Raw genomic sequence first — 13,456 nt, 5'->3', positions numbered from 1 at the left:
GTAGTCGTCGGCGGAGCGCGGCGCAAGCGGTGCGGCGTGCGCGCCCGTCGCGCAAGCGGTGCGGATCGCTTCCGCACAACCAAAAGCGTTCCGCACCGCGAGATCCCGTGGTGCGAGGTGGTTTCGGTTGTGCGAACGGCCGCGGGCCGCGGGCCGGGCCGGGCCGGGCCGGGCCGGGCGGCCGGGCCGGGCGGCCGGGCCGGGCGGCCGGGCCGGGCGGCCGGGCGGCCGGGCCGGGCCGGGCCGCCCGGCGGGTCCGCCCGGCCTACCCGGCGGGTCCGCCCGGCCTACCCCGCGGGGACCGCGGCCGGCGCACGCAGCTCGTGCGTACCGCCGCCGAGCCGTTGCTCGTCGAGGCCGGGCAGCCGCACGACGGCGGTCACGCCGTCCGGGATCGTCGCCTGCACCTGGAGCTCGCCGTCGATCACCTCCCACCGCACCGCGATCCGCCCGCGTACGCTCTCGAGTGAGGTGGATGCCCACGTCAGGCCCCCGCCGGGCTGCGGCGCGATCAGCACCGACGCGTACCCGGGCTCCAGCGGCGCGAGGCCACCCACCACGCGGTGCATCCAGTCCGCCACGGCACCGAGTGCGTAGTGGTTGAAGGAGGTCATCTCGCCCGGGTTGATCGTGCCGTCGGGGAGCATCGAGTCCCAGCGCTCCCAGACCGTCGTCGCCCCCATGGTCACCGGGTACAGCCACGACGGGCACTCCGTCTGCAGCAGCAGCCGGTATGCGTCGTCGATGTGACCCGTCTGCGTCAGCGCGTCCGTGATGAACGGCGTGCCGGCGAAGCCCGTCGAGATCCGGTACCCCGACGCGGCCGCAAGCTCCGCGAGTCGGTCACCGGCCGCCGCGGTTTCCTCGTCCGACAGGATCCGGAACACGATGGCGAGCGCGTAGACGGTGGTGCAGTCGGACGTGATCCGTCCGCCCGTCACGTAGTGCTCCCGGAACGCGGCCTGGAGGCTCGTGGCCAGCTCCTGGGCCTCGCTCGCCTCCGCCTCGTGGCCGGTCAAGCGCGCCGCCTGCGCCACCAGAGTCGCGCTGCGGTACGCGCACGCCGTCGCGACGACGCCCGGTTCGGCCTTCGCCTTCGCCGCGTCCTCCGGCGGGGCGTCGGGGTCGAGCCAGTCGCCGAACTGGAACACCGTGTCCCAGAGGCCCTGGGGCGACAGGTGGTCCTTGATCCGACGCAGGTGCGCGACCATCGAGTCGAGCTGTTCTTCGAGTACGGCGGTGTCACCGTAGGCCTGGTAGAGCGTCCACGGCACCCAGACCCCGGCGTCGGACCAGATCGCGGTGGCGTCTGGCTTGCCGAAGTCCTCGGCGGGGGAGTACTTCAGCACGTCCGGCACCACGAACGGTATGACCCCGTCGGCGTGCTGCTGCTCGAGCCACACGTCGCGAAGCCAGTCGCCGAGGAACGCCCTGGTGTCGAACAGGTACGACGCCGTCGGAGCGAACGCCGCGATGTCGCCCGTCCAGCCGAGGCGTTCGTCGCGCTGTGGGCAGTCGGTCGGGACGCTCAGGAAGTTGCCCTGCATGCCCCGGACGACGTTGTCGTGGAAGGTGTTGAGCAGGTCGTGGCTCGATTCGAACGTGCCGGTCCTGGTGAGGTCGGAGCCCACCTGCACCGCGACCAGTGCCGTCCGGAGCTCGTCGAGGGTGCCTGGCCAGCCCTCGACGGACGCGTACCGGAAGCCGTGGAACGTGAAGCGGGGCTCGAAGCGGTCCTCCGCAGCGCCGCTCAGGGTGAAGTGGTCCGTCGCCTTCGCCGTGCGCAGCGGGCGCGTGCCGAGCTCTTCGTGCTCGAGCACCTCGGCGTGCTTGATCGTCAGGACGGTGCCGGCCGGACCGGAGGCGACGACGCGGAGCCAGCCGACCAGGTTCACGCCGAAGTCGACCAGTGTCGCGCCGGACGGGCTCGTCCAGACCTCGACCGGGGTGATCTCGGCGAGCGGTCGGACCGGCGGGACCGTGTCGGCGACGAGCTCGCGGTCGCCGATGTCGACCGTGTGGACCGTCGTCGTCGTGCCGGTGTGTCCGTCGGTGCTCGGCGTCGTCACCGTGCCGGGCGTCAGGAAGCTGCCGTCGCGGAGGCGGCCGTCGATGTCCTCACCGTCGTAGAGCTGGTCGGCGGTGATCGCGCTCGACAGCGCTTGCCAGTCGGTGTCCGTGGCGACGGTCTGTACGTGGCCGTCCTCGAACTCGATGCGGAGCTCGGCGAACCCGGCGCGTTCGTCCGTGTACCAGCCGCCACCGCCGCCCCATGCGAGCCGTCCGGCCGCCCAGCCGTTGCCGATGACGAGTGCGAGCACGACCGCCGCACCCGGGGCTGTCGAGCGCAGCTGCGAGAGCACCTCGTGCGAGGCGACGCGGATGCGCCACTCGTAGCTCGTCCACCCGGGCTCGAGCAGGTGGTCGGAGACCCGGGTCCCGCCGAGCCACGCCTCGACGACGCCGAGGGCGCTGACGTCGAGGGTCGCTCTGCGGACGGCGCCGTGGCCGTCGTCGATGGTGAACTCCCGGCGCAGGATCGGAGCGCTGCCCAGGTCGGTGTCGCTCGCGATGAACGGTGCGGTCCAGCTGGTCATGGTGTCCTTCCGGCGGCCGTCGTCGTCGACGGCCGCGTCGTTGGTGGGTGGGGAATGCCGGACGAGACCGACCCGTGGTGGTGGGTCGGGCCTCCCGTCCGGGGCGGGCGTCAGCCCTTGACGGCGCCGCTGGTCATGCCGGCGACGATCTGGCGTTGGAAGAAGACGTAGAGGATCAGGGGCGGGATCGTGATGAGCAGCACGTCGGTGAACAGCAGGTTGAGCTGGCTGACGGACTGACTCTGGAACGCGTACAGCGTCTGTTGGACGGTGGCGTTCTCGGACCCGGGCAGGAAGTACAGGGGGTTCGCGAAGTCGTTGAAGACGACGACCGCCTGCACGAGCACGACCGTGATGATGACCGGCTTGAGCAGCGGCAGGATGACGCCGAAGAACAGCCGGATCGGGCCGGCGCCGTCCAGCACGGCTGCCTCGTCGAGCTCCTTCGGGATGGTCGCCACGAACGCGCGGAACAACAGGATGCAGAACGACAGGCCGAAGGTGGCCTCGATGAGGATCATCCCGCCCATCGTCTTGAACAGGCTCAGCCCCTGCAGGACCCAGATCGTCGGGACGATCGCTGGTGGCACGATCAGGCCAGCGAGGACGAAGAAGTTGATCACACCGTTCCACCGCCCTGGGCGACGCTGCAGGACGTAGCCGACCATGGCGGAGAAGACCACCATGATGACGACGCTGCCCACGGTGAGCACGGCGCTGTTCAGGAACGCCCGGACGATGCCGGACTCGCCCGTCTGGAACACTGCCTGCAGGTTCTGCCACAGCTGCCAGTCGGTCGGCAGGGTGAAACCGAGTTGGTTCGCCTCGGCCGGTGACTTCGCGGCCTGCAGCAGGACGAAGACGAACGGCACGAGGAAGACCACGAACGAGACGACGATGGCGACGATGCCGATGATCCACTTGCGGACGGCCGCCGGGCGTCTCCTGCGCGGCGTGGGCGTGCTGATGGCGGTCACAGTTCCGGCTCCTTCCGGTTCAGCAGCCATGACACCGGGACCATGATCGCCGTGACGACGACGAACAGGACCACGTTGCCGGCCGTCGACAGGCCGTAGAAGCCCGCCTGGTACTGCTTGTAGATCACACTCGCGATGACATCGCTGGTGAACCCGGGTCCGCCGCCGGTCATCGCCCAGATCAGGTCGAAGGACCGTAGGCCCCCGATGAGCGACAGGATGATCACCGTCCCCATCGCCGGGCGGGACAGCGGCAGCGTGATGTTCCGGAAGATCGTCCACGCGCTCGCGCCGTCGACACGAGCAGCCTCGAAGTACTCCTGCGGGATCGCCACGATGCCCGCGATGAAGATGAGGGTCGCGATGCCGACGCCCTTCCAGATGTCCACCGCCGCGACGCTCCACAGTGCGAGCGCCGGGTCGGTCAGCCAACCCGGGGTGGGGAGGCCGACCGAGCCGAGCACGCCGTTGATGATCCCGTGGAACGGGTCCATCAGTGCCTTGAAGGTGATGCCGATGCCGATCGTCGATACGAGCACCGGGAAGAACACGACCGCCCGGAGGTAGCCACGCCCGAGCACGGGGGACGTGAGGAGCAGGGCGAGGGCGAGTCCGAGGACCACCTTCGCCGCGCTCGTCACGAACCCGTACTCGAACGTGTGGACGAATCCCGAGACGAGCTGCGGGTCCTGGAAGAACCGGACGAAGTTGTCGAAGCCGATGAAGGTCTGGTCGAACAGCGTCCAGCGGGTGAGCGAGAAGTAGAACCCGGCGAAGGTCGGGACCGCGAAGAACACGACGTAGAGCGCGATCGCCGGGATGAAGAACCAGGCCGGGTAGAACGAGCGCATGCGCTTCCGGGCGGGACCCGGTCCGGCCTTCGTGGTCCGCGGCGGGGCCGCCGCCGTCGTGAGGGTCGCGGTCACCGTCGTCACCAGCCCTTGATGCCGAGCTGCTGGGCCTGCTGCACGACGTCCTGGTCGTACTGCTTCGCGCCCACCGCAGCGGTGGAGATGCCGGAGCCGACCTGGACGCAGATCTTCTCGAGGTTCGGTCCCTTGATCGGGGAGTGGAACTCGAGGGCCGACGACGACTTGCCGTCGTCGATGTACTTCTGCAGGTCATCGACGATCGGAGCCACCGAGTCCGGCAGCGTGCAGGAGCTGATCACGTAGGGGCCCCCGGCGATGCCGGTGTCGTTCTGCACCTTGCAGCCGTCGGACGAGTTGGCGAAGGCGATGAACTTCTTCGCCGCTGCCAGCTTGTCGCCCGTCGTGGTCTTCGGGACGTAGAGACCGTTCGGCTCCCAGATCGTCATCCGCGTGTCCGCCGCGTCGTCCGCCGGGAGCGCGAAGACGCCGATGTCGTCGACCGCGTCCGGGCTGTCCTGCTGCAGCGTGGAGATCGAGTTGGTCAGCATCGGGTACTGCGCACCCGTCCCGTCGGCGAGCATCTTCAGGCCGTTGGCTTGGGTGGCCGATGCGTAGTCCTCGTTGAGCAGACTCTTGTCCTGCACTGCCGCGAGATGCTGGAACCCGGCGAATGCCGGCTGCTTCGCGTAGGACTCCTCGTGCGCGGTGTACTGCGATGCCCAGTCGCTCTGCTGGGCCGCGATGTTGGCGAAGTCGGCGAGCACGAAGAGCTGGCTCGTCCACGTGTCGCCGTACGTCTGGATGATCGGCGCGGCCTTGCCCGCGGCCTTGATCTTCTCGCTGTTGCTGATGAACTCGTCCCACGTGGTGGGGATCTTCAGGCCGAGGTCGGCGTAGACCTTCTTGTTGTACATCACGCCGCCACCGAAGCTCGTGCCGATCGGTGCGCCGTACATGCCCTTGTCGGTGCTGACGACGCTCGTGAACTGCTTGTCGACGTCCTTCGCCCAGCTCTGGTCCGACAGATCCACCAGGGTGTTGTCCGGGTTGAGTGCCTGCAGGAGCGAGCCGGAGTTGTAGTTGAAGACGTCGTCCATCTCGCCGGTGGACAGCCGGGTCTTGACCAGGTTGTCGCCGTCGGTGCCCTGCGGCTTCGTGTCGACCTTGACGGTGATGTCCGGGTTCGACTTCTCGAACGCCGCGACGAGGGCCTTCGTCGTGACGGCGGTCGCCGTGGAGTTGTCGACCAGGTAGCTGATCTGGAGCTTGCCGCCGCTGCCGGTGTCGGCGGAGCCGCCCGACGAACACGCGGCGAGACCGCCGATGAGGACCGTGGCGCCGCCGATGGCGAGCAGCCTTGTGGTCAGGGAACGAGCTGACATCCTTACCTCCTCGTAAGGCCCGAGCGTGCGGGGTGCCCGGGGTGAAACGGACCCGGAACCGCGTCGTCGCGGCTCCGGTCGTGCTGTTTAGAACGTTTCAATCGGAATCGAATCACGTCGATTGAAGCGTGTCAATAACTGATTCCGATTCGTGACGAACTGGCGCGCTCCAAGCCCGAGGCGTCATGCACGGGGTGCGCGGGTGTCCGTTCCCGGAACACCCGAGGTGCCCAGACCCGTCGAGACGTCGGCCTGATCGTGAGACGCCCGAAGCCCGGCGGTGTCTCGACGGGCGAGGGGTGCGTCAGGGCTCGGTGCGGCGCGGATCCGTCGGTGAGGCAGCGGCGGCGCGGGCGGCGGCCGCCCCCTCGCGGCCGAGCGTGCTCTCGCGGGGGACGAGTTCACTGCCGATGACGACGCTGCGGTGCACGTGTCTGTCCGGAGCGTCCGTGAGTTCGCCGAGCAGCAGCTCGACCGCGGCCGATCCCATCTCGGCACCGTGCATCGTCACCGATGTCAGCGGCACGGCGCCACCCCAGGCGATCGAGTTGTGGTCGCAGCCGGACACCGGGATGTCCTCCGGAACGCGGATCCCAGCAGCGCGGAGCTCCGTCACAACCGCCATCGCGAGCAGGTCCGTCACGCCGAGCACGCCGTCGGGTCGCTCGGAATCGGCCATCCGGGCGATCCGCGCGCCGGCATCAGTCCCACCGGGTGGGTCGATGTCCCCGGCGTCGACGTCGACCAGCGAGACGCCGGCGTGGGCGGCGATCGCGCGGAGGACCCCGGAGCGTCGTCGGTGCACCGGCTGGAGTTCCTGACGTGCGCTGACGAACCCGATCCGACGGCAGCCGAGCGCGATGAGGTGCTCGGCTGCGATGAACCCGGCCTGTTCGTTGTCGACGACGACCGAGCAGGCGTCCACCTCGGACGGCTCGAAGTTCACGTAGACGACCGGGTGTCCGTGTCGGCGGGTGAGTTCGACCTGCTCGCGCGACTCGCTCATCGTGGCGAGCAGGATGCCCGAGGTCCTGGTGCTCTCGAGGAACGCGAGGTGGTCGGCCTGCGCACGGAGGTCGTTCTCGCTGCTGGCGATGAGCAGCGTGAAACCCCGGGCGCGCGCGGCCAGTTGTGCGCCGTTCAGCATGTCGCTGAACAGGGAGTTCTGCAGCGAGGAGACCACGAGGCCGATGGAGCGCGTGCTGCCGGAGACCAGCGCGCGGGCGTTGCCGTTCGGCGTGTACCCGAGGTCGGCGATCGCCGCGTGCACGCGTGCGGCGGTGGTCTCGCGCACGCGCTCCGGGTGGTTCAGGACGTTCGACACCGTCGCCAGTGACACGCCCGCCCGAGCAGCGACGTGGTGCACGCTCGGCGGCCCGTCACGACGAGGGGGCTGCACCATCCCTTGATCGTAGACGTGTCAGCGTTCGCGGACCGTGGACTGGCGCACCACGAGCTCCGGCGTGAACTCCACGTGCTCCAGGTCGACGTCCTGCCCGTGCTCGACCTGGCGCACGAGCAGCTCGATCGCCTGACGACCGAGGTCCTGCGCCGGCTGCCGGATCGACGTCAGCGGGACCACGGCGGCCTCGGCGAACGCGATGTCGTCGTAGCCCACGATCGCGATCTCGTCGGGCACGACGACGGACCCGCGCATGATGAACGCCTGCTCGAGTCCGACGGCGATGAGGTCGTTCGCCGCGAACACGGCGTCCGGGCGCGAACCGGCGGGGCGGCGCTGGAGCTCCTCGCCGATGCGCCGTCCCTCGAGCACGGAGAGCGACGTCGTCCGCAGCACCTCGAGCGACGCGCCCGCTGCGGTCGCCGCGGCCAGTGCTCCGGCGTGCCGGTCCGCCACCTGCCGGATCCCGAAGGGCCCTCCGACGAAGGCGATGCGCTGGCGGCCGATCGCGAGCAGGTGCGACACCGCGATCCGGCCCCCGGCGACGTCGTCCACCGAGACCGACGCGAAGTGCTCGTCGTCGGCACGCCGGTCCACGAGGACCACCGCAGTGCCCTGGTCCCGGAGTCGTGCGAGCCGCGCGAGGTCGTCGCCGGCGGGGGAGATCAGGAGTCCGGCGACGCGGCGCTCCTCGAACAGGTCGACGTAGGTGGCCTCCCGCTCGGTGGACTCGTCGGAGTTGCCGATCAGGACCGCGAGGCCCTTCGACATCGCGGCGTCCTCGGCGCCGCGTGCGACGTCGGTGAAGAAGGGGTTGCCGCCGTCGAGGACGATGAGTCCGACGGTGGAGCTCCGGCCAGCCCGGAGCTGGCGTGCTGAGTCGTTCCGCACGAAGCCGAGCTCGGCGATGGCGTTCTGCACACGTTCGACCGTCGCGGGGGCGACCTTCTCGGGGCGGTTCAGGACGTTCGACACCGTGCCGAGCGACACGCCCGCGAGCGCTGCCACTTCACGAACGCTCACCGTCATGCGGTCATCCTGGCATCCCGGTGGCCCCGCACCGTGCGAGGCGCGCCCCCGGGTCCACGCTCGTTCCTTCCCATCACGTCCGCGATGGGAGGTGGAATCGCGCGTGGGTGGTCGAAAGAACTGACTTCCTACGCGCGATTCCACCTCCCACGCGCGATCCGTCCCCCCCCCCCCCCGGCCCCGACCCCCGCCACACCCGCGACACCCGCCACCCCGCCCTGCACTTGCGGCGAGGGAGCGGGACCGGATATCGTCCTCGCGCAGCGTTGAAACGATTCACTGACGAAACGGACGAACGGAGGACCAATGGCGGTCCGCATCGGAGCGAGCAACACCACCGGCTGGAAGGCCACCATCTCGGTGGCCATGTCGAACTACATCGAGTCCGGGTCGATCATCGCGATCGCCACGAGCCTGGCGTTCTGGCAGGCGCAGTTCCACATCGGCGACCTCGGCGTCGGGCTCCTCGCGAGCCTGTCCTCGAACGCGTTCGGCGCCGCGATCGGCGCGGCCATCGGTGGCCCGCTCTGCGACCGCTACGGCCGCAAGTTCATCTACACCTACGACCTGCTCCTCTACATGCTCGGCGTCGTGCTCGCGGTGTTCGCCGGCAACTACGGCATGCTCCTCACCGGCTTCATCCTCTGCGGCATCGCCGTCGGCGCCGGTGTCCCCGCGAGCTGGACGTACATCGCCGAGCAGGCCCCCGCCGGCAAGCGTGCCGCCCACGTCGGCACGGCGCAGCTCGCGTGGTCGATCGGCCCGATGGTCGGCTTCGCGCTCGCAATCGCCGCGGCACCGCTCGGTCTGCTCGGCAGCCGGCTCATCTTCGCGCACCTGTTCGTCGTCGCGGCCGTGGTGTGGTGGCTCCGCCGCGGGCTCCCGGAGTCGAACATCTGGAAGGACGAGCGTGCCGCCACCGGCCAGGTCAGCTTCTTCCACGGTGTCGGCCAGCTCTTCAGCAAGCGGATCAACCTCGTCGCGATGCTGTTCCTGTTCGGCGTCTACGCGATGTGGAACACCGTCGCGGGGCAGGCCGGCATCTTCCAGCCGCGCATCTACGCCGCCACCGGGGTCACGAGTGTGATCGAACAGGACTCCCTGCAGGTCCTCGTGTGGTTCTGCACGGTGCTGACGACGTACTTCGTGTTCATGCGGTTCGGCGACCGGATCAGCCGACGCCTCCTGTTCGCCGTCGGGGCCGCGCTCGCGATCCTCACCTGGGCGGTCCTGATCTACGGCCCCGCGAACCTCGGGACCCTGCTCTTCTTCGCGATCGGCTGGGGGATCTCGTCAGGCATCGGCGCGCAGGCGTTCTACGGCCTGTGGACGAGCGAGCTCTTCGCCACCCGCTACCGCGCGAGCGCCCAGGGCGTGCTGTTCCTCGCCGCCCGGGTCACGGTCGGCCTGCTGAGCATGTGGTTCCCCGTGCTCCTCACCGACATCGGCCTCCGCCCGCTCGGTGGCCTGATCATCGGCCTGCTGGCGGTGTCGTTCCTGGTCGGGACGATCTGGGCACCGGAGACGCGGGGCAAGTCCCTCGAGGAGATCGAGGTCGAACGCTACGGCACGGTCACCAGCGGCACGGGCACGGTCCGCACGGTCGACGAGCGCGCGGAAGCGTCCCGGTGATCGAGTCCACGGGTCAGCACCCGACGGGAGGCCCGGATCACGTCACCCGCGTCTGCTTCCGTCTGCAGGTGGCCGAGCAGCACATGGACGCCTACCGGGAGCGCCACGCCACCGTCTGGCCGGCGATGCTCCGCGCGATCGCCGGCGCCGGCCGACGGAACTACTCCCTGTTCCTCGACGACGACGGGCTCCTGATCGGCTACTACGAGACGGACTCGGTGGCCGATGCCGATGCGGCGCTCGCGTCGAGCGAGGTCGCGGCGGCGTGGGAGTCGCACATGCAGGACCTCTTCGACGGCGCGACGGGCCGGGCCGACCAGACCGCCCGGATCCTGCCGGAGGTCTTCAACCTCGAGGACCAGCTCGCCGCCGCCGACGCTCCCGACTGACCTCGCACACTGCTGCCCTGGCGCTCGGGACGCGGCGGGTAGCGTCCGCGGCATGGCTGACGTCACACACGCCGAGGACCTCGGGATCGACCTGTCCGACGGCAAGCCCCAGCAGCTCTACCGGTGGTTCCTCGCGAGCATGCTCTTCGGCAGGCCGATCCGGCAGCAGCAGGCGGCCGACACGTACCGCGCGCTCATCGACCACGGGTTCACGAGTCCGGGGAAGTTCGCCGAGGCCGGTCGTGAGGGGCTGCGGAAGGTCCTGGACGAGGGCGGCTACGGGCGCTTCGACTACCAGATGACCGATGCGCTGCACGAGACCATGCACACGCTCGACGCCGACGAGGGCTCGGTGTCACATCTGGTGAAGACGGCGAGTTCGCGGCAGGAACTGCGCGACCGACTGGGCGAGCTCAAGGGTGTCGGGCCGAAGACGATCGAGATCTTCCTGCGCGACGTGCCCGACGCGGTCCTGCCCGACTGACGCCGGGCAGGACCGAAGGTCACACCGGGACGGACGCCTCCCACGTGCCGTGCGCCAGGTCGATCGGCGCGGCACCCGGCAGGTCGAGCACCGCGGTCGCCCCGACCGGGACCCGCGCGCTGACGGACAGCGTGCCGTCGGCCACCGACCAGTCGATCGAGGCGCGACCGTACGGGGTGTCGAGCGTCGCTCCCGCCGAGGTCAGCCCGCCGCCCGGCCGCGGTGCGAACCGGATGGTCCGGTACCCGGGGGAGGCAGGCGCGATGCCGGCGACCACGCGGTGCATGAAGTCGGCGACCGACCCCAGTGCGTAGTGGTTGAACGAGGTCATCCCGCCGGAGTTCACCCGGCCGTCGGGCAGCAGGGAGTCCCAGCGCTCCCAGATCGTCGTCGCGCCCTGCGTCAGCGGGTACAGCCACGAGGGGCAGGAGTCCTCCAGGAGCATCCCGTAGGCGTCGTCGAGGTGCCCGGCGAGCAGCAGCGCGTCGCAGACCACCGGGGTGCCGGCGAAGCCGGTCCCGATGCGGTGCCCGTTCTCCCGCACGAGCTCGGAGAGTCGCGCACCGACCGGCCCGGCAGCGTCGACGAGCCCGAACACGATGGCGATCGCCGACGATGCCTGGGAGTCGTCGATCACGGTGCCGTCCGAGCGCAGGAAGCGGTCCTGCCACGCGACGCGGATCCGGGACGCGACGTCCGCGTAGTGCGCGGCCTCGTCCGTGTGTCCGAGCACCGCTGCCCACTGTGCGAGCACCGACGTCGACCGGTACGAGTACGCGGTCGCGAGGCAGTACTTGTCCGCCTTCGCCGCGGCGGCGTCCTCCGGCGGCGCGAGCGGGTCGAGCCAGTCGCCGAACTCGAAGCCGTCCACACGCACGAGTGCCTCGTCCGAGGTGGCGAGCACCCCGTCCACCCAGGCCTTCGCGGACGCCCACTGGTCCTCGAGGAGCCCCTGGTCGCCGAACGCCTGGTACAGCCCCCACGGCGTCAGCGTCGCCGCGTCGCCCCACACCGCGGCGTGGTGTCCGGCTGGGTCGGAATCGGGCAGCGTCGGCACGAAGAACGGCACGCCGCCGTCCGGGCGCTGTTCGAGCGCGAGGTCGCGGAGCCACGACCGCACCACGCCGGCGCAGTCGTAGAGGAACGCGGCGGTCGGCGTGAACACCTGCAGGTCCCCGGTCCACCCGAGGCGCTCGTCGCGCTGCGGGCAGTCGGTCGGCACGTCGACGAAGTTGCCACGCATCGACCACACCACGTTCTCGTGCAGTTGTTCGAGCCGCGGGTCCGAGCAGCGGAACCAGCCGGTGCGGCGCATGTCCGAGTGGATCACCTCGGCGACGACGTCGCCCGGCTCCAGCTCGGCGGCCGGCCAGCCCTCGACCTCGGCGTAGCGGAAGCCGTGCACCGTGAAGCGCGGCTGCCACGTCCCGCTGCCGTCGTCGCCGGGCCCGGAGTAGTAGACGTCGGTGGCCTTCGCGGTGCGCAGGGGCCGGGTCGCGAGCTCGTCGTCCTGCATCACCTCGGCGTGCCGCATCGTGACGCCGAACGGCCCGACCTCCTTGTTCCGGATGCGCAGGCGCCCGGGCAGGTTCTGACCGAAGTCGAGCTGGATCGCGCCGGCGTCCCAGCGGCGCGACCACACCGGTTCGCGTTCCTCGGTCACGCGGACCACCGGCCCGTCGAAGGGGACGAGTGCCGCGTCGGGACGGTCGACGACCTCGACCGCGTCCCACGCGGCGTCGTCGAACCCGACGGCCTGCCAACCGTCGGGTTCGACCCTGCCGTCCCACTTCTCTCCGTCGTAGAGTCCGGAGAGCAGGATCCCGCCGCGCGCCGCGCGCCAGGAGTCATCGGTGCCGAACGTCTCGGTGGAGCCGTCGGCGTACTCGACCTCGAGCTGGGCGATGAGCGCCAGCCGGTCGCCGTACACGTCGCGGACGCGGTCGTCCCAGGTGATCCGGCCGCGGTACCAGCCGTCGCCGAGGCGCGCACCGAGCGTGACGGTCCGCGGGCCGCCCGTGAGCATCGGAGTGGCGTCGTGCACGAGGTAGCGGACGCGGTGGCCGTACGAGGTCCACCCGGGTGCGAGTTCGGCGTCGCCGACGCGGACGCCGTCGATCGTGACCTCGTGCAGCCCGAGGCTCGCCACGGCGAGCCGTGCGCGGACGACGTCGCCCGTCAGTGTGACCTCGCGCCGGAGGATCGGGGGCGCCTGGTCGACGCGGGTGTTCTCCCGCCAGGGCGCCGCGACGAACGAGGCGGTCCAGTCGGTGTCGGACAGGAGGCCCGCCTCGACCTCCAGGGGCTCGCTCCAGTCGGTCGCGGTGCCGTCGACCCCGAGGGTGCGGACCCGCCACGTGGCGCGTTCCCGGGATGCCAGCGGGGCGAACGGCCACGGGACGAGGACCCCGGAGACGTCGACCTCGGCCACGGTGCCGGTGTCGGTCCCCGCGGAGCGGTGCAGGAGTTCGACCTCGGCGAGGCCGGGCTCCCAGCCGGAGTCGGCCTCCGCGACGTGCCAGGAGAGCCGCGGCTCGGCCGCGCCGATCCCGAGCGGTTCGCGGACGTGTTCGACGGCGAGTCCCGTCGGGGCGAGCGCTGCGCTGGGAGCCGAGCCGGGCCTCCCGTCGGTCGATGCGGAACCGGCCACCCGCCGGGCCGTCAGGATGTCTGTCGTGTCGGTCATGCGTGG

10 protein-coding genes are annotated in these 13,456 nt (G+C 70.4%); 3 read left to right on the top strand and 7 right to left on the bottom strand.

Annotation, left to right across the window (positions count from 1 at the left end; all coding sequences use genetic code 11):
* Positions 1 to 287: 287 nt before the first annotated feature.
* The 6 genes from EDF27_RS07685 to EDF27_RS07660 form a co-directional block, all read right to left on the bottom strand.
* A complete protein-coding gene (locus EDF27_RS07685) occupies positions 288 to 2,597 on the bottom strand; it encodes a family 78 glycoside hydrolase catalytic domain (RefSeq protein WP_132048028.1) in 2,310 nt (769 codons plus the stop codon).
* A gap of 110 nt (positions 2,598 to 2,707) precedes the next feature.
* Complete coding sequence (locus tag EDF27_RS07680) at positions 2,708 to 3,565, bottom strand: carbohydrate ABC transporter permease (protein ID WP_243698282.1); 858 nt, start codon at positions 3,563 to 3,565, stop codon at positions 2,708 to 2,710.
* A 5-nt stretch (positions 3,566 to 3,570) separates the two neighbouring features.
* Positions 3,571 to 4,425, bottom strand: coding sequence for a sugar ABC transporter permease (locus EDF27_RS07675; protein ID WP_123702602.1), 855 nt, complete (start codon positions 4,423 to 4,425; stop codon positions 3,571 to 3,573).
* Between the two features lie 80 nt (positions 4,426 to 4,505).
* Positions 4,506 to 5,828 (bottom strand): ABC transporter substrate-binding protein, encoded by a 1,323-nt coding sequence (locus tag EDF27_RS07670; protein ID WP_132048025.1) that lies wholly within the window; start codon positions 5,826 to 5,828, stop codon positions 4,506 to 4,508.
* 304 nt (positions 5,829 to 6,132) lie between these two features.
* A complete protein-coding gene (locus EDF27_RS07665) occupies positions 6,133 to 7,230 on the bottom strand; it encodes a LacI family DNA-binding transcriptional regulator (protein ID WP_123702029.1) in 1,098 nt (365 codons plus the stop codon).
* An 18-nt stretch (positions 7,231 to 7,248) separates the two neighbouring features.
* Positions 7,249 to 8,259, bottom strand: a complete 1,011-nt coding sequence (locus EDF27_RS07660; RefSeq protein ID WP_123655657.1) for a LacI family DNA-binding transcriptional regulator — start codon at positions 8,257 to 8,259, stop codon at positions 7,249 to 7,251.
* Positions 8,260 to 8,565: 306 nt separating this feature from the next.
* On the opposite strand from EDF27_RS07660, the gene EDF27_RS07655 reads away from it, so the two are divergent.
* From EDF27_RS07655 to EDF27_RS07645, 3 genes are read left to right on the top strand one after another with little or no spacing between them, the layout of a single operon-like run.
* Positions 8,566 to 9,891 (top strand): MFS transporter, encoded by a 1,326-nt coding sequence (locus EDF27_RS07655; protein WP_207909582.1) that lies wholly within the window; start codon positions 8,566 to 8,568, stop codon positions 9,889 to 9,891.
* Positions 9,888 to 10,280, top strand: a complete 393-nt coding sequence (locus EDF27_RS07650; protein ID WP_243698251.1) for an L-rhamnose mutarotase — start codon at positions 9,888 to 9,890, stop codon at positions 10,278 to 10,280. The genes EDF27_RS07655 and EDF27_RS07650 overlap by 4 nt, the downstream gene beginning before the upstream one ends.
* Positions 10,281 to 10,332: 52 nt before the next feature.
* The gene (locus tag EDF27_RS07645) at positions 10,333 to 10,764 is read left to right on the top strand and encodes a DNA methylase (protein ID WP_123702033.1); all 432 of its coding nucleotides are present in this window, start codon (positions 10,333 to 10,335) and stop codon (positions 10,762 to 10,764) included.
* Between the two features lie 19 nt (positions 10,765 to 10,783).
* Here the strand turns inward: EDF27_RS07645 and EDF27_RS07640 are convergent, their stop codons facing one another.
* Complete coding sequence (locus EDF27_RS07640) at positions 10,784 to 13,450, bottom strand: glycoside hydrolase family 78 protein (RefSeq protein ID WP_132048023.1); 2,667 nt, start codon at positions 13,448 to 13,450, stop codon at positions 10,784 to 10,786.
* Between the last annotated feature and the right edge of the window lie 6 nt (positions 13,451 to 13,456).

Source organism: Curtobacterium sp. PhB136 (assembly GCF_004346855.1).
Lineage (GTDB): Bacteria > Actinomycetota > Actinomycetes > Actinomycetales > Microbacteriaceae > Curtobacterium.
This window is presented reverse-complemented; position numbering and strand designations above follow the sequence as displayed.